The organism is Rhizobium sp. 01T444, assembly GCF_056398305.1.
In genome coordinates, this window is the sequence record NZ_JBFTPD010000027.1 from 1 (window position 1) to 23,254 (window position 23,254).

General features: G+C 60.6%; 22 protein-coding genes and 2 pseudogenes. 21 read left to right on the forward strand and 3 right to left on the reverse strand.

Going from position 1 to position 23,254, the window contains the following annotated elements:
• The 8 genes and pseudogenes from AC1DTN_RS28100 to AC1DTN_RS28135 form a co-directional block, all read left to right on the forward strand.
• Positions 1 to 292 (forward strand): outer membrane protein (locus AC1DTN_RS28100; RefSeq protein ID WP_477923562.1); only part of this gene is annotated, 292 nt, incomplete at its 5' end.
• 185 nt (positions 293 to 477) lie between these two features.
• Positions 478 to 1,137 (forward strand): response regulator, encoded by a 660-nt coding sequence (locus AC1DTN_RS28105; RefSeq protein ID WP_113323926.1) that lies wholly within the window; start codon positions 478 to 480, stop codon positions 1,135 to 1,137.
• 29 nt (positions 1,138 to 1,166) lie between these two features.
• Positions 1,167 to 2,465: a sensor histidine kinase gene (locus tag AC1DTN_RS28110; protein WP_442206519.1), complete on the forward strand. Its 1,299-nt coding sequence runs from the start codon at positions 1,167 to 1,169 to the stop codon at positions 2,463 to 2,465.
• Positions 2,466 to 2,957: 492 nt separating this feature from the next.
• Complete coding sequence (locus tag AC1DTN_RS28115; RefSeq protein ID WP_113323931.1) at positions 2,958 to 3,383, forward strand: acetyl-CoA carboxylase biotin carboxyl carrier protein; 426 nt, start codon at positions 2,958 to 2,960, stop codon at positions 3,381 to 3,383.
• Positions 3,380 to 4,513 (forward strand): annotated as a pseudogene (locus tag AC1DTN_RS28120) (ATP-binding protein); the annotation flags it as partial. The gene AC1DTN_RS28115 and the pseudogene AC1DTN_RS28120, both read left to right, overlap by 4 nt.
• Positions 4,514 to 4,645: 132 nt before the next feature.
• Positions 4,646 to 5,185: pseudogene (locus AC1DTN_RS28125) on the forward strand (isochorismatase family protein); the annotation flags it as partial.
• Positions 5,185 to 6,186, forward strand: a complete 1,002-nt coding sequence (locus AC1DTN_RS28130) for a GlxA family transcriptional regulator (RefSeq protein WP_113323922.1) — start codon at positions 5,185 to 5,187, stop codon at positions 6,184 to 6,186. The pseudogene AC1DTN_RS28125 and the gene AC1DTN_RS28130, both read left to right, overlap by 1 nt.
• A 572-nt stretch (positions 6,187 to 6,758) precedes the next feature.
• Positions 6,759 to 7,055 carry a hypothetical protein gene (locus AC1DTN_RS28135; RefSeq protein ID WP_477923566.1) on the forward strand — a complete coding sequence of 99 codons (297 nt, stop codon included), beginning with the start codon at positions 6,759 to 6,761 and terminating at the stop codon, positions 7,053 to 7,055.
• Between the two features lie 125 nt (positions 7,056 to 7,180).
• Here AC1DTN_RS28135 and cysE read toward each other — a convergent pair whose 3' ends face one another.
• On the reverse strand, positions 7,181 to 8,029 hold the full coding sequence (gene cysE, locus AC1DTN_RS28140; RefSeq protein WP_113323921.1) for a serine O-acetyltransferase: 849 nt from the start codon (positions 8,027 to 8,029) through the stop codon (positions 7,181 to 7,183).
• A gap of 388 nt (positions 8,030 to 8,417) precedes the next feature.
• Between cysE and AC1DTN_RS28145 the strand changes: the two genes are divergently transcribed.
• Positions 8,418 to 9,800, forward strand: coding sequence for an FAD/NAD(P)-binding protein (locus tag AC1DTN_RS28145; protein WP_113323920.1), 1,383 nt, complete (start codon positions 8,418 to 8,420; stop codon positions 9,798 to 9,800).
• Between the two features lie 312 nt (positions 9,801 to 10,112).
• Here AC1DTN_RS28145 and AC1DTN_RS28150 read toward each other — a convergent pair whose 3' ends face one another.
• Positions 10,113 to 11,207, reverse strand: a complete 1,095-nt coding sequence (locus tag AC1DTN_RS28150; RefSeq protein WP_113323919.1) for a rhodanese-like domain-containing protein — start codon at positions 11,205 to 11,207, stop codon at positions 10,113 to 10,115.
• A gap of 237 nt (positions 11,208 to 11,444) precedes the next feature.
• On the opposite strand from AC1DTN_RS28150, the gene AC1DTN_RS28155 reads away from it, so the two are divergent.
• From AC1DTN_RS28155 to AC1DTN_RS28210, 12 genes are all read left to right on the forward strand, one after another.
• Entirely contained in the window at positions 11,445 to 12,464 is a 1,020-nt protein-coding gene (locus tag AC1DTN_RS28155) for an ABC transporter substrate-binding protein (RefSeq protein ID WP_162748059.1), read from the forward strand.
• Positions 12,464 to 13,345 (forward strand): ABC transporter permease, encoded by an 882-nt coding sequence (locus tag AC1DTN_RS28160; RefSeq protein ID WP_477923569.1) that lies wholly within the window; start codon positions 12,464 to 12,466, stop codon positions 13,343 to 13,345. Before AC1DTN_RS28155 ends, AC1DTN_RS28160 begins: the two co-directional genes overlap by 1 nt.
• A complete protein-coding gene (locus tag AC1DTN_RS28165; protein ID WP_439018421.1) occupies positions 13,342 to 14,106 on the forward strand; it encodes an ABC transporter ATP-binding protein in 765 nt (254 codons plus the stop codon). The genes AC1DTN_RS28160 and AC1DTN_RS28165 overlap by 4 nt, the downstream gene beginning before the upstream one ends.
• Positions 14,107 to 14,118: 12 nt before the next feature.
• Complete coding sequence (locus tag AC1DTN_RS28170; RefSeq protein WP_113323915.1) at positions 14,119 to 15,372, forward strand: acyl-CoA dehydrogenase family protein; 1,254 nt, start codon at positions 14,119 to 14,121, stop codon at positions 15,370 to 15,372.
• Positions 15,373 to 15,374: 2 nt separating this feature from the next.
• Positions 15,375 to 16,745 (forward strand): NtaA/DmoA family FMN-dependent monooxygenase, encoded by a 1,371-nt coding sequence (locus AC1DTN_RS28175; RefSeq protein WP_442206520.1) that lies wholly within the window; start codon positions 15,375 to 15,377, stop codon positions 16,743 to 16,745.
• Positions 16,746 to 16,920: 175 nt separating this feature from the next.
• Positions 16,921 to 17,481, forward strand: a complete 561-nt coding sequence (msuE, locus tag AC1DTN_RS28180) for an FMN reductase (RefSeq protein ID WP_113323914.1) — start codon at positions 16,921 to 16,923, stop codon at positions 17,479 to 17,481.
• Positions 17,482 to 17,490: 9 nt separating this feature from the next.
• The gene (locus AC1DTN_RS28185) at positions 17,491 to 17,679 is read left to right on the forward strand and encodes a hypothetical protein (RefSeq protein ID WP_113323913.1); all 189 of its coding nucleotides are present in this window, start codon (positions 17,491 to 17,493) and stop codon (positions 17,677 to 17,679) included.
• 205 nt (positions 17,680 to 17,884) lie between these two features.
• Positions 17,885 to 18,025, forward strand: coding sequence for a hypothetical protein (locus AC1DTN_RS28190; protein WP_162748058.1), 141 nt, complete (start codon positions 17,885 to 17,887; stop codon positions 18,023 to 18,025).
• 27 nt (positions 18,026 to 18,052) lie between these two features.
• Positions 18,053 to 18,358 carry a hypothetical protein gene (locus AC1DTN_RS28195; protein ID WP_310381288.1) on the forward strand — a complete coding sequence of 102 codons (306 nt, stop codon included), beginning with the start codon at positions 18,053 to 18,055 and terminating at the stop codon, positions 18,356 to 18,358.
• A gap of 82 nt (positions 18,359 to 18,440) precedes the next feature.
• Entirely contained in the window at positions 18,441 to 19,127 is a 687-nt protein-coding gene (locus AC1DTN_RS28200; protein ID WP_310382173.1) for a gamma-glutamylcyclotransferase, read from the forward strand.
• A 160-nt stretch (positions 19,128 to 19,287) separates the two neighbouring features.
• Positions 19,288 to 20,223 (forward strand): amidohydrolase family protein, encoded by a 936-nt coding sequence (locus tag AC1DTN_RS28205; protein WP_113320706.1) that lies wholly within the window; start codon positions 19,288 to 19,290, stop codon positions 20,221 to 20,223.
• A gap of 201 nt (positions 20,224 to 20,424) precedes the next feature.
• Complete coding sequence (locus AC1DTN_RS28210) at positions 20,425 to 22,032, forward strand: ABC transporter substrate-binding protein (RefSeq protein ID WP_113320707.1); 1,608 nt, start codon at positions 20,425 to 20,427, stop codon at positions 22,030 to 22,032.
• 60 nt (positions 22,033 to 22,092) lie between these two features.
• Here the strand turns inward: AC1DTN_RS28210 and AC1DTN_RS28215 are convergent, their stop codons facing one another.
• Positions 22,093 to 23,253 (reverse strand): acyl-CoA dehydrogenase family protein, encoded by a 1,161-nt coding sequence (locus AC1DTN_RS28215; RefSeq protein WP_477923573.1) that lies wholly within the window; start codon positions 23,251 to 23,253, stop codon positions 22,093 to 22,095.
• Between the last annotated feature and the right edge of the window lies 1 nt (position 23,254).

The following is a 23,254-nucleotide window of genomic DNA, read 5'->3' on the forward strand; positions in this document are numbered from 1 at the left end:
CTTCAAGGACCCGGCCCGCCGCTGGACCCCCTATCTCGGCGCCGGTGTCGGGGTAAACATTCCGCACGTTGAAGTCACCCGTCCGCAGGGCACGACCTTCGACTATGAGTTCGGCGGTGTAACTTTCCAGGCGCAGGCTGGCGTCGACTTCCGCGTCACCGATAACTGGTCAACCTTCGTGGAATACAAGGGCACCTATTCGCGCGTCGACGTTCCGATCGACAGCGGCGACCGCCTGAAGACGAACATCGTCACCAACGCCGTCAATGTCGGTATTTCCTACCACTGGTAAAACACGAGGAAGCGATCAGCGCTGACCTTCAGATGCTGGTCGCTTGTCCGCACGACCGTCTGGGATCAGGGGATGGACGGGTTCTCGATAGCCGCGACGACGCCTGAGAGTGCTACGTTGGCAATGGTCTGGTATGACACCGCCATCGAGCGCTCTCCAAGGCGTAAGGCTGGAAGGAATAGATCGTGCGTATTCTCTTGATCGAGGACGACGACATCATCGGCGATGCGGTCCGGGACCATACGAACACGGCAGGTTATGCGACGGACTGGGTCCGTACGATCATCGACGCAGAAGCGGCGAGCAAGTCCATCGACTACGGCCTGGTCCTCCTTGACCTGCAGCTTCCCGATGGCAACGGCCTGGTCTTCCTTGAATATTTTCGGGCAAGGGGAGGTGACGCTCCGGTCATCGTCCTGACCGCTCGAGATCAGATATCCGACCGCATCGCCGGGCTGAACGCCGGCGCGGACGATTATCTGATCAAGCCCTTCAATCTCGACGAACTCGAAGCTCGAATCCTTGCCGTCCGGCGTCGCTACGAGGGACGTCGGCAAAACACCATTCAGATAGCAGATCTCGTGATCGAGCGATCGACGCACTCTATCAGCGTGGCCGGACAGGACGTTCAGTTGACGCCGCGCGAATGGGCATTGCTGGATCTCCTCGTCGAGCGACCGGGAAAGCTCGTTGCGCTGAAACGGATCGAGGATGCCCTCTATGCGTTTGGCGAGGAGGTCGAGAGCAATACGGTGCAGGTGTACATCAGCAGGCTTCGCAAGAAGATTGGGATGGAGAAGATCAGGACAGCCCGCGGCATCGGCTATATGCTGTCAGTTGAATGACGAGGAACCGCAGCATCATCCGACCCCTCATGGCCGCGCTCACGGGCGCGCTGGTCGCGTTCTGGCTTGGTGCGATCGGGCTTGGCATCTTCGTGATGCGGAGTGAGTTCGACGAGATCTTCGACAACGCGCTTGAGGAAACCACCGAACGGCTGCTGGCGATCGTGGAGGAGGGGCACCTGCCGAATGTTCAGGGCGGTGAGCAGCCCGAGCGGGCGCCGCCCACGACGTCGAAACATGAATATCTCGTCTACCAGGTTCGAACCGCCGACGGAGTGGTTGTCTTCCGTTCGAAAGACGCTCCCGTCGAGCCATTCGATGCCCCACTCACTGTCGGCTTCCATGATTCTGAAAAATATCGCTTTTACACCGCGAAGAGCTCGCACGGCGCTCTTTTCCTTCAGACGGCCGACCGGTTGAGCCACCGACGTGAGGCCGTGCGGGAAAGCGCTGTCACGATGCTTATCCCGCTCGCCATTCTGCTGCCTGTCAGCGTCCTGTTGATGATGTGGATTGCGAGACGCGCAGTAGATCCCATCAACAAGCTGCGCACAGCGATCTCGGAAAAGGACGGTGGCAACCTTTCTCCTGTCGAGACGGAGACGATTCCACGAGAATTGAGGCCGATCGCTCAGTCAGTGAATCTGCTGCTGCAGCGCGTGAAGGCGACCATCGATGCGGAACGGGAATTCGCCACCAACAGCGCTCATGAGCTTCGGACACCTGTAGCCGGGGCCTTGGCGCAGACACAGAGACTTCTTGCCGAGTTGCCGGACGAAGCGTCGAAAGCTCGCGCACGGAACATCGAGGCCGCGCTCACCAAGCTTGGGCGCACATCGGAAAAACTTCTGCAGCTTGCTCGAGCCGACGCGGGTCTTGGGCAGACGGCCACGGTGACCGATCTCCGCAAGGTGCTTGACCTGATCGTCCGCGACTATCAGCGCAATCCTGCAACGGGCAAGAGGCTTACCTACTCCGCTTCGGCAGATCCCCTGATGCGTGCCGTCGATGTGGACGCCTTCGGGATCGTCGCAAGCAATCTCATCGAAAATGCGATCCTGCACGGAAGTCCGGGAGGCACGATCGGCGTTTCGGTCGATGATGATGGTAGTATCAGTATCGCCAATGACGGCCCGGTGCTTTCTGCGGCCGAACTGGAAAGCCTGAAAGTTCGGTTTCGCAGAGGTGCGACCGTTGCCAAGGGCGCCGGCCTCGGACTTGCCATTGCCGATACGATCGTTCGCCAGATGGGTGGAGTATTGGAGCTCCGCTCGCCAGCGAGCAGCCGTGGAGATGGTTTCGAGGCCCGGATCGTTCTGCGGCGATGAGCTTCAGGTCGCCCTTTGGGTCCACATCTGACGACGAGTTGTCTGCGGGCGAACTGGTGGGCGAGCCAAAAGGCGAATGCGGCGCCACCAGTCCAGCCCATCATCGTATCGCTTGCCCAATGCGCCGATCACCTGCCGGAAGAAGCAGATCGAGACGCCGAGCGCGATCACGAAAGGCCTGAGCGCCGACCGCATCGACTTGATGCTGAAAGCTCAGATACGCTTCTTTATTTTGGAGGGTGCCTGCGAGATCGCAGAGCATTCGGGATACGCTCAAAGACCTCCGACTGGACATATACTCCGCATCGTACGGTCGGAGCCGAAGATTATTGGGCTCTCTGCGAACCGTGCCTCACCGTGCCGGTCGGCGCAAATTGCCGGTCATCAAAACTTCGTCTGACCCCATCGTCACAAGCATCATGCTAGGGAATGGTCATGCAGTCGTCGCCGTCGGGTGCGGCTGGAAGTTGCATTCCAAATACCGAGATGCTCATGGATCTGGAAAAGATAAAGACCTTGATCGACTGCGTTGGGCGGTCGAACGTCACTGAGCTGACGGTCACACAGAAGGACACGACCGTCCGGATCTTTCGCCTCAACGATCAGGCAGCCGCGCCCGCTCCGGTCTTATCTGACCCTTCCAAGGACGCGGTTACGGGACCGGTAACGGCCGACACCGCCGCGGTGACAGTCAGGGCGCCCATCTTCGGCATCCTCCACCGCGCTCCCTCTCCCGGCGAACCGGCGTTCGTGCAGTTGGGCGAGACCGTCGAGGAAGGTCAGACGCTGTTCATCATCGAGGCCTTGAAGGTATTCAACCGCATTACCTCTCCGCGCGCGGGACGCATCACGCGTCTGTCCGAGATCGACGGTGGCGAGGTGGAGACCGGTGACCTCCTTGCGGAGATCACGGCATGAGGCAGTCTTCCGACAGTGCAGCGGCGCCTCTCCGGTTCGATACCGTGATGATCGCCAACCGCGGCGAGATCGCAACGAGGATCCAGCGTGCCTGCCACGCTCTTGGGATCAAGACGGTCATGATCTGCTCGGAGGCGGATAGGCAGGCGCCATACCGGCGCGACGCTGAACACTTCCTCTGCGTGGGACCTGCTCCGGCGGCAAAGAGTTATCTCAATCAGGATGCAATCCTGCTTGCCGGCCGGCTGACCGGTGCCGGCGCCATTCATCCCGGATACGGTTTCCTGCCGGAGAAGGCGGCTTTTGCGGAGGCGGTCGAAAGAGCCGGCCTCGTCTTCATTGGACCGCCAGCCTCGGCCACCGCAACAATGGGTGACAAGATTGCCGCAAAGCGGGCGATGATCGCAGCCGGCGTTCCCTGCGTGCCCGGGCCGGACACGGCCCTTCCGGAAGACCGGGATGTGATCGAACGCACCGCCCGTAAGATCGGATACCACGTCATCATAAAGGCCGCTGGCGGTGGTGGCGGTCGCGGCATGCGCGTCGTTGCCGATGCGGGGCAGCTGCATGAAGCCGTCGCGCTGACCCGCGAGGAAGCGCGACAGGCCTTCGGCTCGGCCGAGCTCTACATGGAAAAATTCCTCCAGCATCCTCGTCACATCGAGATCCAGGTCCTCTGCGACAACAACGGAAATGCTCTCTGGCTCGGCCATCGGGACTGCTCTATGCAGCGTCGCCATCAGAAAGTGGTCGAGGAGGCGCCAGCCCCGGGTATCTCGCCGCGGATCACCGATCCCGTCGGGCTGGCCTGCGTGGAGGCCTGCCGTCAGATCGGCTATCGCGGCGTCGGGACTTTCGAGTTTCTCTTCGAGGACGGCAGGTTCTATTTTATCGAGATGAATACGCTCCTGCAAGTCGAACATCCTGTCACCGAAATGACGAGCGGTCTCGACATCGTCCAGGAGCAGATCAAGGTCGCCCAGGGCTGCCGTCTGGAGATCGATCAAGCCGAGGCCCGATGCACCGGCCATTCGATCGAATGCCGTATCAATGCCGAGGATCCGGATAGCTTCCTGCCGTCGGCCGGGATGATCGGTCGTCTGACACTTCCCGAAGGTGAGGGCGTGCGGGCGGTCTTCGGGTTGGCGCGATCTGTCCGCTATCTGTCCGCAATCGGCATTTCGCAGTATGGTGTTGTCGGTAGACTGTCTTCACGCTCATCCCTTGGAGATAATCACATGTCTGCAGATACCGCACTCCTCGTCATCGATGCCCAGGAATCCTTCCGTCATCGACCCTATTTCCGTGAAGATGAGATCGGGACTTACATTGCGTCTCAGCAGGCGCTGATCGATGGCGCGAAAAGGGCCGGTCTTCCGGTCGTCCAGATATTTCACGTCGAGGAGTCAGGCGTTTTCTCTGAAGGCTCGGGTTTCGTCCGTCCGCTGACGCCGCTTCAGATCAAGGCGGATGCGGTGTTTCGCAAGCGCCGCCACAGCGCGCTCGTTGGCAGCGGCCTGGACGTCTGGCTGACTGAAAACCACATCCGCCGCGTCATCGTCTCCGGCATTCGCACAGAGCAGTGCTGTGAGACGACGACCAGGCACGCCTCCGACCTCGGTTATGAGGTCGACTATGTCGGCGAGGCGACGCTGACCTTTCCAATGACCGATACATCCGGCCGCGAATGGAGTGCCGCCGAGATCAGGGCGCGCACGGAACTGGTCCTTGCCGATCGTTTTGCCCGTATCGTTACCGTGGAGCAGGTGCTCAACGGGCTTTCAGCACGAGCGGCCGCATAATGGTGGAAGGCCCCCGGCGCATCATCCCGGTTTTTGTGGTCGTGCCGCCGCGGGCGCTCCTGCTCGATATCGCAGGTCCGATGGAAGTCTTGCGCAGAGCCAATCTCGAACAGGAATCGATAGCGTTCTTGCCGACCTACATCGGACCTGCCGCAGAGGTGCGAAGTTCGACCGGTCTCGACTTGGCCAGGATTTCCCCGCTTCCGGCACGCCTGCCCGATGACGCACTTCTCGTTGTTTCCGGTGCGGTGGATGAACCGCTCGCTGGAGCGGTTGAGACTGCTCCGGGAGACGCGGCTCTCGAAGCGAAAATCGTTGAATGGCTGAGGGCGATCGTTCGTCCTGGTATCCGGCTTGCGACGATCTGTTCCGGTGCCTTGCTTGCGGCACGCGCGGGACTGCTCGAGGGACACGAATGCACCACCCATCATTCCATGCTGCAGGATCTCGTCCGACTTGCTCCGACCGCTCGCGTCCGCGAAAACCGGCTCTATGTCGAGGACGGCGAGCGCTTGACCAGTGCCGGCGTCACTGCAGGGATCGATCTCATGCTTGCCGTTGTCGCAAAAGAGGTCGGCCACGCCGTGTCGCTTGCCGTCGCACGCACGCTGGTCATCTACCTGCGACGGGCCGGCGGTGATCCTCAATTGTCGCCGTGGCTGGAAGGGCGAAACCACCTCCATCCGGCGATCCACAGAGCTCAAGATGCCGTCGGTGCCGATCCGTCGCAGAACTGGTCCGTCGAGGCGCTTGCCAAGATCGCCGCGACGAGCCCGCGCAATCTGTCACGGCTTTTCAACGAGCACACCGGCATGAGCGTAACCGACTATGTAAACCGCATGCGAATTGCGCTCGCACGAGAACTCATCATCGGTTCAAGACTCGATATGGAAAACGTCGCCGAACGCATCGGCTTTTCGTCGGCTCGACAGTTTCGGCGGGCCTGGAGACGAGTTCACGACACACCACCAGGCCACGTCCGAGCGCCTGCCAGGGGCTGAAAAGCTAGATCAAATCCCCCCGATCCAGAGACAGAATTCGAAATTGTGCTGAGAAAACGCGGCGCAAGAGTGCGCAAACAACGGCTGTATGGCAACGGGATCTGGGCCTGATGGACAAAAAAAGAGGCCACGGGCGTAAAGCCGGGCCTCGAGGTGTGAAGGTCAAGAACCTCCAGAGGGGGAACAGCCGACGTAGCGGGTCGGGAGGAATGAACCGCCGAAGATCGTCGACTGTCGAGATGATGACCGAAGGTCGTTGCTGATGCGAAGTATAAGGCACTCAAATCGAGGCGCTCCATGACAAATTCTACCGCAGACGATCTCAGAAAGACCCGCAATCAGCCGATGGATGGTGAAAGACGATGTCGGCAAGAGCCTGCTGCTGCGGATCGAGAACGTCATTCACGCTCTCGATGCGAGGCTTGAGAAAAGCGTCCGATTAGGCCAGAACAGCCGATCCGTAAGTGGAATCCAATGCTGGCGATCCTCGGCCGACAGCTGTATGCAGCTTGCGGAAAGACGAACGAAGGTCACCTATGAGAATAGAATTTCTGCTTTGGCTCGCCGGCGCAATGGCAACATTCCTCGGTGCGGCGACCGCTTCACGCACCTATATCGCGACCAACAGCATTCTTGTGCTGGTCCTGTCACTTGCGCTTTATTGTGTGGGTAATCTGATCATGGTGCGGCTGATGAGAGAGGGTGGAATGGGGCTCGCCATATCGGTTTCCGCCGTTGCTCAACTGCTGCTCATCAACGTGATTGCATATTTTGTCTTTGACGAGCGGCTCGCTCCCTCACAGATGGTCGGCGCGGGACTGGGTTTGGTCGCAATGATGCTATTGTTGTTCCCGATTGGGCAAAGATAGCAGAGTCTGAAGCGGTGAGTGCGGTTCTTCGAAAGATGCGAAACCAGAATGCAACGAGGGGCAATATCCGCCCCAGAGTCTCCTAGACATAGGGTCCGGGACAGCAGCGTCTGCGAAAGCCTGCATCAGATGATGTATTCCGGCTCTGCCAGCGCTTGATCCATTGTGATGCCGGGAAGGCTTGAGTGGCGTTTTCCGGTCGGTGTCGCCGGAATGCCGACGACGGAGGTGTAGGGCGCAACGGAACCGACGACCACGCTGCCGGCCCCAACCTTGGCGCCGACGCCAATTTCTACATTACCGAGGATTTTGGCTCCGGCTCCGATGAGCGCCCCACGCCTTACTTTTGGATGGCGATCACCGCTTTCCTTGCCGGTTCCGCCCAAGGTCACGTTTTGAAGGATCGATACGTCGTCTTCGACAACCGCTGTCTCGCCGATAACGAGGCCGCTTCCATGATCGAGCATGATGCTCTTTCCCATTTTCGCGGCGGGATGAATATCGACCCCAAAGACTTCGGAAATGCGGCTTTGCACGTGCCGGGCCATATGGATGCGGTCATGATGCCAAAGCCAATGCGCGACACGCTGTCCCTGCAAAGCCACGAATCCCTTGAAGTACAGGAATGGCGTCAGGATTTCCGCATTTGAGGGGTCACGTTCCTTGATCGCCGCCAAATCCGCAGCAGCATGATCGACGATATCTGCGTTGCTGATCAGCGCCTGGGCGATCACGGACAACAGCTCATCCTGATCAAGGTCGTGGTTGGCAAGTTTGAAGGCGATGCGCTGCGCGAGCGCCTGCGCAAAACTCGCATGATAAAGAACTGCGGAATTCATTGTACGAGCCAGGGACGGATCCTTCGAGGCTGCATCCATCGCCTCACCGCAAAGCGCGTCCCACAATTTAGAAACGTCTGACGACGGGGGCGGTTCTTTTGACAGATCGCTCAAGCTGCGGTTTAAACCTGCCATGCCAACCTCCTCAAACCGCGAGTACTCGTCTCCATTGTAGGAAGCGATGCTAGGCCGGTTGCTACCGTGGGGGGAGGTTGCAAACGCTCGCGACGACGACGAAAGCTCGTTTATTTTCCTATATATTCGATAGAAAAAGAGAAAATTCTGCCGTCGACGCAGGTCAAAGGTCGCAATTCGCGGCAGCCCCATGCGGATGCGGTTGAGAAATTACCCAGCACATTAAACGGTTTGCGTCCTGTGGCGGGGGTTGGCGAGGATGACTTGCCGAATAGATCTTGCTATCCGGCGACCATTATCTATCATCTTTGTAGAGATTAACGCGGCAAGAACAGTTCCGGCTGTGTTTTTGTAAACCGAGCTGATCCAACGCAGAAGGAGCCAACGCATGACTCTTCTCTCGCCCCACTCTTTGGACCCTCAGGGGAAAGATGCGGACCGCCTTGCGAGAATTGCGATCGTCGGCCGGGGCTTTACCGGCATCATGACCGCAATCGCTCTGTTCAAAGGCATCGATCGTCCTTTTCACCTGATAATGTTCGATCCCCGACCCAAGATCGACGTCGGAGAGGGCGTGAACCATGCTGTGGCAACGGTATTGAACAGTCGTGTTCGCGACTTGTCCGTCGATCCCACGCGCAGGGACGACTTCCAGAGCTGGCTGGAAGCGGACAGGGATTGGCATGATGGCCTTCCCGCCAATTCTGCGGGGCTCGAGCACTCATTCGTTCCGGAGCGGGTGTTTGGCAGCTACGTCTACAAGCGTTTCGCTGAGGCGTTGATGGCGCGGCCGGACGTGGTTGTTCAATTCCTTCCGGAGACCGTGATCGCAATCGATCGCCATCCGCAGATGGGCTTTTCCGTTTTTTTCGGCAATGACCAGAGGAAGCATTTCGACGTCGTCTTCCTGGCGACGGGCTATGGATTGCGCGACAGTCTGGAGAAGCCCACAATACCCATCGGAGCCCAAAGCGGTGTCGTGATCGGAGGCGGGGTCAAAGCCGTGGGTCAAGCCCTTGCGCTTCTGAAAGACGGCAAGGTCCCTCATATCAATCTCATTTCCGAATCCGGCTTTCTGCCGCAATCGCATGCCCAGGCGGCGGTCGGATCCGCCGCTGCGGGCGAACCCATCCCGCGAACGCTGCGTGGTGCGTTCCGCTATCTGCGCGATGCGGCAAGGCGGGCGGACGCAGAGGGGTCTGGATGGCAGGGCATCATGAACGGGTTTCGGCTGCAGGCACGCGAGCTTTGGGAGGAGTTGAGGCCGGATGAACGCGCAAGGTTCAAACGGCATGTGAAAGCAGTGTATGACAGCCATCGCCACCGGTTGCCGCCAGACGATTACAGGCACCTGCATCAGGCTATCGAAAGCGGCGCGATCACCTTGAGGAAGGGCAGGGTTGAACGCATTGCCAGCAATGGTGTGTTGCTGTCGGCCTCGCAAGGCCTCGAAGTACTTCAGGCCGATTTCACGGTTGACTGCCGGCTTCCTTCGTCCACCAATGACAGTTCCCTTATAAGGTCCGTGGTTGCGTGCGGTCTGGCAACACGCGATGAGCTCGAACTTGGTCTCGTCGCCGACGAATGCGGGCGCACTATTGCTGCGCACCGTTCAGTTTCCGGTCTTTTTGCGATGGGCCTCTTGGGTCTTGGCAGTGTTGCCGATATCGATCTGGTGCCGCAGATCGTCTCACAGAGCCATGCCGCCGCTGCGTCGCTGAATGAATGGATTGGCAACGCTACGAACGTGGTGCAGGCGACATCCGTGTGATGGGGAACTGGAATATGTGTGTGAGGTTCGCTGCCGCCCGGCAGGATCGACAGGGCTAACGTCTTTCTGAACGGTCGAAGTTGAGATGAAGCCGCCAGCCCGCGGTCCGCCATTCTATCGTGGCGCCTTAGTTCGACCGCAGTCAGGCCGACTGTCTGAGACCGAGTTTCTCTTTTCCGCAATCCTGCCGATGTCGTTTGACAAGATCTGACGATTGGAGTGCGGTCCAATCTGCCGGAGGTCCGTTGTCAGCTCTTGGATCTCCGGCCGATGCGGTTCTGGGCAAGGCCGACGCAGAGCGCCTGGAGCGCGTCAGGCCACGTTGCTTAATTCCTGCGACGCAAAATCGATCAACAGGATTGCGATTTCATAACCACGTCGCTGCAGCCAGTGGGCCACGATGCGCGCGCGTGCGCCGATGAGGTCGTCGACTAGTACGACGCGAGCCCCTCTGACCGCGATGGTCCGATAGGCCACACCGAGCAGCTGGCCGCCTTCCGAAGACAGTGTGCCGTCGAGATGGCCGGTTTCGAATTCCTCCGGCGTCCTGACGTCCAAGAGGTAGGTGGTGCGATCGGGATCGGCCGCCCATGCCCTTGCGGTCGCGATATCGATTTCGGGGAAATTATCACCGCTGCTCAGGATGCCGATCTGCCGGCGGGCAAATTCGACCGCCGTCTCGCTGGCCTGTCCGTAGGTGCGCGTCTTGCCTGTCTCCAGGCTGAGGCCGGCTGCGGTCCAGGCCTTGGTCCCGTCGTGAAGATAGGACACCTTGTTGGGAACTTGAGCGTCGATCAGCGTTTGTGCGCCGAGGATGGCGCGCGGCAGGCCGGCGCAGGAGACAACGACCCTCGTCTTTTCGGAGGGCACCACGTCCTTGAAGCGCAATACCAATTCCGCACCGGGCACGCTGACGGCGCCGGGCACGTGCTCGCGGGCAAACTCGGGCACGGTGCGGGTGTCGATGACGACAACATCTTCACCATCATCGCGAAGTCGCTTCAATTCATCGGCAGAGATGACCGGCGTGCCCTTTTCCTCCTTGACTGCAAGGGTAAAGTCGACGCCGGGCGTATCGAATGTCGGCAATTCGGCCCCTTCTCCATCTGCCGTCCAGCCGGGAATACCGCCGTCGAGCGCGAAGATGTTCGGCCATCCGGCAACTGCAACTTCCGCGGCAAGGCGCTCGGCCGCTCCATCGCCGCCGTCGGCGAGCACGGTGCGGACGACCTTGCGCGGCACAAAGCGCGAAAGTTCACGCACAACTCTGTCGGCCGGCAGATTGGTGGCAAAGAGCGGTGAGGCGTAACCCACGACATCGGGCTCGCGGATATCGAAAACTGCAAGCTCGTTCCCATCTGCAAGCCAATGCCGGAACGTCTCGCGCGAAATCGTCTTCTGGCCCATGATTGGTCTCCTTGTCCTTTGTGGTGATGGCTCAAGACTAGCGGTCGCGCCGTACCGTTTCGAAGCCGGTCGATGCGAGCACAGACCAAAACCCGAAAAGCATTTTCATAATACATAAAATCTATAGAGTTTATTTTCTTACCTGCATTTCCTACCTCTCGTAGGTTTTTGACCGTCATTCACCGGCCCTTCGCTCATTGAAGCGCCATGGGGCCGATCGGCCAGGAGGAACGAAGAGTGAGATTTAAAGAGATTACCGGTCTGATCCGCAACGCTGGCTTTGGCATCGCTGTTGCCAGCCTATTTGCCGGTGCATCCTGGGCGCAGGGTGCTCCCGACCTCGCGAGCGTGACCTTGACGGTCGGCACCCCGAACAAGACGGGCCTGCACCGCCAGCTGATCGCTGCCAATGAAATCGAAAATCTTCCCTACAAGATCAAATGGGCGGATTTCGATTCCACGCCGCCGCTCGTCGAAGCGCTGCGCGCCGGACACGTGGATATCGCAGCCGGCGGTGACACCGGCGTGCTGGCGGCGATTGCCAATGGCGTGAAAGTGACGATCCTGGCCGGCACGCGGGAGCGCAAGGAAAGCGGCAGCGCCATCCTTGTGCGCGGCGATTCCTCCTTGAAGGACGTGGCCGATTTGAAGGGTCACAAGGTCGCTTTGCCCTATTTCACGAAGCAGCACTATCAGTTCGCCAAGGCGCTGGAACAGGCCGGCGTGCCATGGGACGACAAGCTGATCCTGAATCTCAACACGACGGACGGCCTGTCGGCGCTGGTCAACAGTCAAGTCGATGCTTTCGTGGTTTGGGATCCGAACACGGCGATCGCCCAGCAGCAGCATGGCGCGCGCATTCTGAAATCGCTGAGCAAGGTGATCGACACGGCGGGCGTCCTCTACGCGCCGACGTCCTCCGTCGAGGATGCGGCCCGCAAGGCCGCTCTCGAGGACCTGGCGCGTCGCATCATCCGGGCGCAAGCCTGGGTGAACGCCCATCCGACGGAATGGGCCGAGCAGGTCGCCAAGCTGTCGCAGATCTCGCTCGATGCGGCCAACCTCCAGGCCAGCCGCTCGCGGGTGGAATATGTTCCCGCAACCGATGACGACGTGCTTGCCGGCTGGCAGAAGGAGGTCGCCTATTTTCATGAAAGCGGCCAGTTCAAGCGCGATTTCAGGGTCGAAGACTATGTCCTCAAGGATTTTGGCGACGTAATCCGTGATGAGAACAAGAAGCTGGCAAAGACGAATTGATGGCGTTGCTCGCCAGCCTTTCGGAAGGGCAACCGGCGCTACCCGGATCGGGCGTGTCCGATCCTCGCCCGGTTACGGGTCTTGAACGTATCGTTCCGGCAGGCAAGCAGAAAACGGCTTCCCTGCCGCGGGGCTTCGGCAAGAGCCTCGGACCTGCTGCGCTCGTGGTCGCCTGGTGGTTGGCCACGCGCTACGGCTGGATTTCGGAGGACCTGTTTCCGGGACCGGCGACGCTCTGGGCAACCCTCCTCGACATGATCACGGGCGGCGACCTGTCTGAAGCCCTTTTGCTGTCGCTCCAGCGGGTCGTCATCGGCTTTTGTTTCGGCTTCGTGATCGGCGTCGGCCTCGCGGTCATCTCCGGGCTCCTGCGCCTCGGAGAGGACCTCGTCGATGCGTCGATGCAGATGGCGCGCACGCTTCCCTGGGCCGGCCTCGTGCCGCTCCTGATCATCTGGCTCGGTATCGACGAAACACCGAAGATAACGCTCGTCGCCTTCGCCGTGACGTTTCCGCTCTACATCAATACCTTCGCCGGGATCCGCAATGTCGACAAGACCCTCATCGAGGCGGCGCGCACGCTCTCCTTCGGGCGAACCGCGCTGATCTTCCAGGTCATTTTGCCGGGAGCACTTCCGAACCTGCTCGTCGGCCTGCGGTACTCGCTGGGATCTGCCTGGCTGGCGCTGGTATTTGCCGAGACGGTCAATGCGCAAGGCGGTCTCGGCTATCTGATCACCCACGCACGCGAAGTCTATCGCGTCGACATCATCATCCTTTGCCTTGTCATCTATGCGCTTCTCGGGCTTTCGGCCGACCTCATCGTCCGGCTGCTCGAGCGCGTGCTGCTCAGATGGCGTCAAAGCTTCGATGGAGCATGAGCATGTCCTTTCACGCCCCGTCCCCGACGGGTCTCTCGGTCAGCGTTCACGGGCTTGTGCGCCGCTTTGGGCCGCGCACCGTCATTGATCATCTCGACCTCGAAATCAGACACGGGGAATTCGTCGCCCTGCTGGGCGCGAGCGGCTGTGGCAAGAGTACGCTGCTGCGCATCCTGGCGGATCTCGATCACGAGATCGAGGGCGATGTCTTTGTCTCACCGCGCCGCGGCGTGGCGTTCCAGTCGCCGCGGCTCTTTCCCTGGAAGCGGGTCTGGAGCAATGTCGTGGCCGGACTCGGCAGGAGCGGTAACCGGGCGAGGGCGGAGACGGCGCTTGCCGAAGTGGGGTTGGTCCATCGCGGCGATGCCTGGCCAAAGGATCTTTCCGGCGGCGAGGCCCAGCGTGCATCGCTGGCGCGCGCGCTTGTGCGCAATCCGCATTTGCTGCTGCTCGATGAACCCTTCGGAGCGCTGGACGCGCTGACGCGGCTGAAGGCCCAGGCCCTCGTCGCCGATCTCTGGCAAAAACATCGGCAAGCGGTGCTCCTCGTCACCCATGACGTCGAAGAGGCGCTGCTGCTTGCCGACCGGGTGCTGGTGATGCGAGACGGGGTGGTGGCGCATGAAGCGACGATCGATCTGCCACGGCCGCGCTCGACCGGCAGCATAGGCTTCAACCGGCTTCGCCTGCAGCTGCTCGATTGGCTGGGCGTGAGCGAGCCGGCAGTCGAAAAGCCAGAACAGAACAATCATAGACATTGAGGAAGCGTGTTGATGACCAGGATCGATGAAGGCTGGGGCCGTGGCCCCTCGGCGCGCTATGAGGAAATTGCCGCGCGATTCCGTCCCATTTTCGATCGGATAGGGGAGGCGGCAATCGAAAGGGATCAGCAGCGGCGCCTGCCTTTCGAGGAAGTCCGATGGCTGCGGGAGGCGGGCTTCGGCGCTTTGCGTATTCCGGCGGTCTATGGCGGTCTTGAGGTTACCTTGCCGGAGCTTTTTGCGCTGCTGATCGAACTCGCGGCGGCCGATCCCAATATCACCAATATCTTTCGCAGCCATCTGGGCTTCACGGAGGATCTCCTTAATGCGCCGAACAATAGCTGGCAGGACGAGTGGCTGACTCGCCTCGGGCGCGGCGAGATGATCGGCAGCGGCTTTTCGGAGCTCGCCGGCCTCAAGGTCGGGGACCATTCCACGACAATCGTGCCGGATGGCGATTTCTATCGCCTGAACGGCGAGAAGTTTTATACCACCGGCTCGATCTATGCCGACTGGATCAACCTGGCCGCCGTCGACGGATCGGGTTCGCCGGTCGCCGCTCTCGTGCCCACGTCCGTGTCCGGCGTGGAGATCCTCGACGATTGGGATGGCTTCGGGCAGACCATGAGCGGCAGTGGTACCGCGCGGTTTGAGAACGTCAGGCTGGAGGGCGCCCACATCAAACCGGATTCGGCTCGCTTTCCCTATACCCCAGCCTTCTTCCAGCTCGTCCACCTGGCAAGCCTTGCCGGGATCGGCCGGGCTGCCGCCAAGGAGCTCGCCCGCCATGTCGGCAGCCGGGCCAGGATCTACCCGCGCGGTAATGGCGCGACGAGCGCGGAAGATCCGCAGGTGCTTGAAGTGGTGGGCCGTGTCAGGGGGCCGGCCTATGCTGCCGGCGCCATCGTACTGAATGTCGCGCAAGCCTTGCAGCGGTCCTTTGAAGCCAATACCGCCGGCGTCGATCCTGAACAAACCGATATCCACCTTCTTGCAGATATCGAAACGAGCCAGGCGGTCACCGTCATCTCGACGCTCATCCTCGAGGCGACGACGGTTCTCTTCGACGCCCTCGGCGCATCCGCGGCCAAACGTGCCACAGCGCTCGATCGCCATTGGCGAAACGCCCGCACGATCACCTCGCACAATCCGCGCATCTATCACGATCGCGTCGTGGGCGAGTTCGCCGTCTCCGGCAAGAAGCCGGCAGCCGTCGGTTACCGCAAGATCATCACACCATTCGGCCCGAGCAGCGAGGTTGCCTGACAATGACGACACCGGCCCGCAAACTCAATCTTAACGTCGGCATCAACACCACCGGCTATCTTGCCAATGCCTGGAAATACAGGAGCGGCAACCGGCACGACATCAACGACCCGGATTATTACCGCCGGCTGACCGAACTTGCGCACAAGGGGCGCTTCGATGCGGTCTTCTTTTCCGATCATCCGGCGCTGATGACCGATCCCGCGAGCCGGCCCTTTCATACGATCGATCCGCTGATCCTCTGCACCGCCCTTTCGGCACAGGTGCCGGATATCGGTTTCGTCGTGACGATGTCCTCGACCTATAATTCGCCGTTCAATTTTGCCCGGCGGGTGCAGTCGACCGATATCATCTCGGGCGGCCGGCTGATCGTGAATGTCGTGTCCTCCTTCAACCCGCATGTCGCCGCCAATTTCGGTTCCGAACCGTTGCCTGCGCGCAGCGAGCGCTACGCCAGAGCCTCCGAATTCCTTGATGTCGCCAAGGAGCTCTGGGCGAGCTGGGACCCGATGCGTGAGGGCGAGGTGCCTGAAAACCGTTTCTGGGACGCGGGAAGTTCGCATACGATCGATCACAAGGGCGCCTATTTTTCGGTCAGAGGGCCGCTCAACGTGCCGAAAGGGCCGCAGGGGCATCCCGTCATCGCCCAGGCCGGGGCATCCGAGGGGGGTATCGAACTTGCCGCGCGTCACGGTGAAATCATCTATTGCAACATTCTTTCGCGCGGCGCGGGCCGGGCTTTCGGCGCGAAGGTGAGGGATCGCGCCGTCGCAATCGGTCGCGATCCGTCGGGTATCCGCATCGTGCCCGGTCTTGTCGTCATCCTCGGCGAAAGCCGCGAGGAAGCGCTGCGCAAGCACGAACTTTATAGCGGCACGGGGTCGGAAGACGGACTGCTGGCGCGGTTCGTCAAGGAGAACGGCATCGACCCAGACGGTTTCGATCCCGACGCCGTGCTGGATGCGGAACGGTTCATCCCTGATCCCAATCGCCTGCAGGCCGTGGGCATGGGACTTGGTCTGTCTGACCTTCTGACGCATGAGAAGCTGACCGCGAGACAAGCGGTGCGCAGGTCGGAGGGCCATCATCGCCTCCTGCTCGGGACGCCAGAGGACGTGGCTGACGACATCATCGATCTCTGGGCGGACGCTACCGTGGATGGATACACACTCCAGCCACCACGCGCGCCCGACGATATCGAGGAATTCGTCGATAAAGTCATTCCAATCCTGCAGGATCGCGGCGTCTATCGGCGGGAATATGAAGGCAAGACGGTTCGTGACCGCTATGGGCTGCCCTATCCGCAGGATCCTGCTCGGGCTGGTGACGCGAGCGCGCTTGCGGTTCCCGTCGCAGCCCGCATCGGCTCTTGAAACATAAGCATCGATCGCTCAACGCGGCACGGCCGCAGATGGAACGATGCGATGGAGCCCGTTCAAGCCGCCGTAGAAAGAGGCATTTTTTTCGCGCATTGCGCCGATCATAAACTGCCGTTTCTTTAATCTAGTATTTTTATAGACAATAGTGATTTTAACGAAAGGAAAGCCGATGGCCGCTCTCAAACTCGTTGGAATCGCAGGCAGCTTCAACCGTCCGTCCAAGACGCTGGCGCTCGTGAGCCATATCGCCGGCATCGCTAGCGACAAACATGGTTTCACTAGCAAGGTTTACGACATGCTTGATGTCGGACCTTCCCTTGGAGACGCCAGCTGGCGCAGAGATCTTGACGGACAGGCCGAGGCCGTGATCTCCGAGATCGTCAGCGCGGATTTGCTGATCGTCGGCTCCCCCACCTACAAGGGTTCCTATCCAGGTCTCTTCAAACATCTGATCGATCTGATTGATCCGCACGAGCTGCGGGCAAAGCCGATCATCATCACCGCAACGGGCGGCGGCGACCGGCACGCACTGATGGTCGAACATCAACTGCGCCCGTTGTTCGGCTTCTTCATGTCTCATACCCTTCCGACTGCGATCTATGCGTCCGATCGGGATTTTGCCGACTACGCCGTTTCCTCCGAACAGCTTTCCAAGCGCATAGACGAGGTCATAAGCGAGATCGACGCTTTCTTCCCAGGCTCTCGCCCGGCGCTGTATGCCGCAGAATAGGAGGCGGCCATGCACCAGAGATTGCAGGAAAAGACCGAGTCTGAGCCAACGAGCGAGGAATTATGGAGCGTCTTCGACTTCTCGCGGCGCTACCGGCTGGCGAAGTCTGAAGAGAATCGCCTGCTGAAACTGTTCGGAAAGATGGCGTCGCCTCGCGACCTGCTTTCGAGCGCCAGGCGAACCGAATTGTCTCCGTAACAACCGACCGATCGAGGAGGTTCGCTATGACACGAGGCATGCTTGCCCAGCTCGCTGCGAGAATTACCCGGCTTTCTCACCGGCGAGTGCACGGACAAAAGGTCGGATCGCCCGGTCTCGAGGGTGAAGACCGCCAGACGGCACTGGAATACGAGCTTTCCTTTTGGCGAGCGGCAGCTCCAATCTGGTATTAACGGAGGCGACAATGGCAATTGTCGACAATCATCAGCGCTTCTTGCCGCGACATCGCGCCGACTGGCTCTCTCCCGTCTGTCTGCGCCTCCATCAGGTTGCGGCCGCCGGATCGTTTGCCTTCATTCTGGCGCTCGTCCTCGGACTGATTTGATCGACGACGATGAAGCGGCGAGCCATGATGGACAGGGACCTAGAAGAAACGGCGTTAGCCGGGGCTGGCGATCCGCCGGCAAGCCAGGCGCGCCGCCGTCAGATCATTGACGAGATTGTGAGAACGCTCGCCGCTCTTGCCGAAGGGCTGGAAGGCCAGAATGGGGTATCACAGGAATCCATCGGGCGCCTGATCGGAATTCTCCAGACTATGTCGGACGGCATCGCATCGGCCGACGATGCGACCTTCAATGCGATCATGCGCGAGGCCGCCTTGCTGATCCGGGCAGTGCGTGATCGACAGGCCTATTTCAGCCAGTTCACGGTCCACTAGGATGCAGGCGTTCTTGTCGAAAGCCTCACCGATCCATGAGGCCGCCTCGGAAGAAAAGAACCATCCCGCAGACTTGCGTACGATGGCGCTGACGGCCGATCTCGTTTCACTCAGCCTGAGGCTGGAAGCTGACCCCGGACCGGATCCCAATCGTGTTCCGCTAAGCGACGGGGAACTTCAGGTCCTTTCGGAGAGACTGTACCGTGACGCCGTGGGCCGGCCGCTATGGGTTTTTGCTTATGGCTCGCTGATCTGGAAGCCGGACTTCGACGCGGTGGAATGGCAGCACGCCCGTGCCCGCGGCTGGCACAGGTCCTTTTGCCTGCAGATGACGCGGTGGCGGGCGACCGATGCCGTGCCCGGTCTGATGATGGCGCTCGATCAGGGTGGGCAATGCAACGGCGTCGCCTACAGGCTCTCGGAAGAAGACCGCATGGGGCAGATCCGTCGCATGATCCGCAGGGAGATTGGCACGATCACCGACTCCTCCTTCATCCGATGGGTTCCGATCGAAACGCCACAGGGACCTTTGCGCGCCTTAGTGTTCTGGGCCGGACCGAAAGGCAAGCGCGTTCTGCGCGGGCTGCCTCTGGAAAGCGTCGCCGAGGTTCTGGCCAGGGCCTGCGGGCATATGGGGTCCTGTGCCGAATATCTCTATCTCACCGTCAAGCATCTCGAAGAGAAGGGCATCCGCGATCGAAATCTATGGCGGCTCCAGGCACTGGTCGCCGAGGAAATCAGGCGTATTCACGGGCTTGAGGCCGCGTAGCTGCGCAAGACCGCTCCCCACTTCCAAAAAAGCTTCAGCGTCACCGGCGTGGTGTTTGCGCTCGATGCCTTGGTTCTGAGATCCATCACCGATGAGACCCGCCTGGCGCGGGACACGAGACCACCAACGACAATCGTTATTCGAAGGAAAGCGTCAGCAGATGAGCCACGAACTGGATATCGTCGACATTCACACACATCTCTGGCCCCTCGAATGGGGTGCTGATGGCAGCAAACGCATATCCGCCGGGCTTCCCGACACTGTCCTGAAGAAGATTGTCGACCCGGCTTCCCTGATTGACGAGTTTTCCTCGGCTGGTGTCTCGCTTGCTGTTTTGAGCACGACCGTCGAGAGCCTGTTCGGTATGGAGAAGCCTGCCGATCCTCATGTGATCGTCGAGGTGAACGACTGGCTTGCCGGGCTCGTCAAGACCCAGCCCGACCGCCTGGCCGCACTGGCGACCATCGATCCCTTTTCCGGCGAGGTGGCCGCCCGGGAGGCAGAGAGGGCGCTCGGCGAACTTGGACTGGCCGGCCTCGTCGTCGATTCCTATCGTGATGGCAAGTTCATCGGTGATCCGGTCGCCCGCCCTACGCTCGCCGTCGCAGCTCGTTTCGGCAAGCCGGTTTTCGTGCATCCGGTCAATGCGCCGCAAGCCGGCGTCCTTATTGCCGGTGCCGGCAAGCTCGGCAATTCGCTGGGCCGCGGGCTGATGAACGGCGTTGCCTTTCTGTCCCTGCTGGAAAACGGCGTGCTGGACGAGTTCCCGGATCTCAACTTCGTCTTCGCAACCCTTGGCTTGGGCGCGGTCGTGCAGGCGGCGCGTGGTGGCCGCTACTCCCAACAAAACCGCGCTGCCGGGCATCGGCCGAATGTCTACTTCGACACGATGGGCGACGATCCGTCGATCATCGCCATTCTGGTGCAGTTCTTCGGCGCCGAGCGTGTTGTTGCTGGAACGGACTGGCCCATCCTTCCCGCCCTTTCCCGGCAAACGCTGGCGCAAAACCTGGCAGCGGCAGGTCTTGACGCGCAAGCACGGTCTCTGGTTGCCGGTGGCAATGCGCGTCGGCTATTGGGCCACGTCCTTCGCTAGATCCCATCTTTCACCATTGGCAACGTCGAGCGCCGTCCGCTGCCTGTTGCAGCGGACGCGATGCCTGCGCGACAAGCTTTGCTTCTCCGCCGCGATAGAAAATCTGCCTTTGCTTCGGCCGGCCGCAAAGGGATCATTCCGACAGCGGGGCATGGGGCTCCGTCAGCGCTTTCTTGAGCGTCGCCGCCTTTGGAGCCGACCATGTCGATCAGCCGCCGTCAATTCAATCAGTTCCTCCTCGCAGGCGCCGCCGGCCTTGCATTTGGTGCCGCCGGTCCCCAGGTTGCCGGCGCCGCAAGCGAGACCCCAGTCAGAGGCGGCACGCTCAACTGGGCCTATTATCCCGATCCGAGCGCACTGATCGCCATCAATACATCCTCAGGCACCGGCCAGGCCATCGGGCCCAAGATCAACGAGGGCCTGTTCGACTTCGACTACGATCTTAATCCCATCCCGCTTCTTGCGACCGAGTGGTCGGTCAGCGAGGATCAGTTGCGCTATACGTTCAAGCTGCGCGAGGGGGTCAAATGGCATGACGGCGCCGACTTCACATCGGCCGACGTCGCCTTCACCATTTTCCGGCTTAAGGAAGCCCATCCGCGCGGCCGGATCACCTATCAGAACGTCACGGCCGTCGAGACGCCCGATCCGCACACAGCAATCGTCGTGCTCACCAAACCCGCGCCCTATCTCATTACGGCGCTCTCCAGTTCGGAATCGCCGATCGTTCCGAAACATGTCTACGAAACCTTCAAACCACAAGAGCAGCCCAAGCTTGCCCAGACGATCGGAACCGGCCCGTTTCTTCTGAAGGAATGGGTTCCCGGCAGCCACCTGATCTTCGAGCGCAATACGAATTACTGGGATGCGGGAAAGCCCTATCTCGATCGTGTCATCCTGCGTGTCATCCTCGATCCGTCCGCTCGCGCTGCCGCGCTCGAGACCGGCGAGATCGATATCGGCGCCAACCCAGTGCCCCTGTCGGACATCGAGCGCCTCAAGGCCAATCCCAACCTGGTCGTCGATACGACGACCTATGCCTATTCCGGACCACAGCAGCAACTGTTCTTCAATTATGAGAACGAAATCCTGACCAAGCGCGACGTGCGCCTGGCGATCGCGCATGCCATCGATTTGCAGAAGCTTGTCGATATCGCTCTGTTCGGCTATGCGCAGGTCTCGCCGAGCCCGATCAGCACCGCCTTGCCGAAATGGTATGATCCGAGCATCAAGGCCCGTGAACCGGATCCCAAGCTCGCAGAAAAGCTGCTCGATAAGGCGGGCTACCCGCGCGGTGCAAATGGCGTGCGCTTCAAGCTTCGTCTTGCCTACAATTCCTTCCTGCCGCCCTCTTATGCCGACTTCATCCGCCAGTCGCTTTTGGCCGTCGGCATCGATGCGGAAATTCTCAAATTCGACCTCGCGACCTTCCTGAAGACTGTCTACACCGATCGCGCCTTCGACCTCGTGATCGAATCACTGTCTAACACGTTCGATCCGACGCTCGGGGTCCAGCGCGCCTACTGGTCCAAGAATTTCAAGATCGGCCTCGTCTTCTCCAACGCCAGCCACTATGCCAACCCCGAGGTCGACCGGCTGCTCGAAGCTGCAGCCGTCGAGCCCGACGAGGCCAAGCGCCGCGATCTCTGGTACCAGTTCCAGCGCATCATTCACGAGGATGTCGTCTCGGTCGATCTTGTCGCCGCAGGCTCGCAAATCGTCGCCAGTAAAAAGGTGAAGAATTTCGCGCCCGGAGCGCAGGGCATCAACAACAGCTTCGGCCAGATATGGCTGAGCCCGGATGCCTGATGGCTCCGACATGACCGGCCGCCCCTACGGGGACGGCCGAGCCTTGTGTTATTTCGAATTTCAGATACGCCCCGCCTCCAGGCGAGCGAGGGCGTTTTTGGCGGCGATCACCCTGACCATGTGGTTCTGCGGCGCGTGCGAGCGGCCGGTGATCGCATCGCGATGCTGACGTTCGAGTCCGAAATCCCTGTTGAGCCCGGGATTACCGGCAAGATCGAGCGCCAGGCTTGTCACCGCAACCGCGTTGTCGATCACCACATGGCGCACCGCCATGCCGTCGATCCCGACCGGCCTTCCGGCATCGACGTCTTCGCCGAGCGAACGCAGCAGCCTGGCATTCGTCGACAGGCGAACCTCGATCTCGCCGAGACCATCCTGGATGCGGGGCACGGTTGAAATCGGTGCGCCGAGGCTTGCAGGCGCATGATGCGCCGAGAAGGAGATCACCCTGTCACGCGCCGACAGCGCCACGCCGTGATAGACGGCGCCGATCAGCGAAAAGAAGAAGGCCGTCGCGTGCTCCTCCCGCCTTATCGGCTCCGAAGCGGGCTGCGCCTCGATAACGTCTTCGAGGGGGATCGCGACATCATCAAGAATGATGTCGTCACTGGCGGTCGCGTGCATGCCGGCGGCGTTCCAGGTCTTCTCGATCGTCAAACCGGGGCTGTCGGTCGGCACGAGGAAGGAGGCAAGTCGTGGCTCGGGCTCGTCGGTCAGGGCCAGAAGCGATACCCATTTGAGGATCGGAATGCCGGTCACATAGGTCTTGCGACCGGTAATCCGCCAGCTGTCGCCGACCCGCCTTGCAATCGTCTCCGGCAAGGCGCCATGGGCCGGAGAGCCGATACGCGGCTCGGCCTGGGCGGCGTTGATCAGGGCCGGGCCGAGCCGGTTGGCAAGAAGCACCCGCTCGGCGAGATGGCTCGGCCATTTTCCGAACCGCCGCAGGCTGTAGTGGCTATTGTAGTGCATGGCGAGCACCAGCGCCGTGGAGGGTTCGCCGCGGGCGATCTCGCTGATCACAGCCTGCGCATCCGCAAGCCCGCCGCCATAGCCGCCGTGCTCTGGCGCCGTCATCAAGCCGAGCAGGCCCGCCTCGTAGAGCCGGGCGAAGTTCTCGAAAGGAAATTCGCCGCTCGCGTCGAAATGATGAGCGTCTACCGCGAAATCCTTAGCAAGCCGTCGTGCTCTGTCGATGGGGTCGAACGTTTCCTGCAGCATG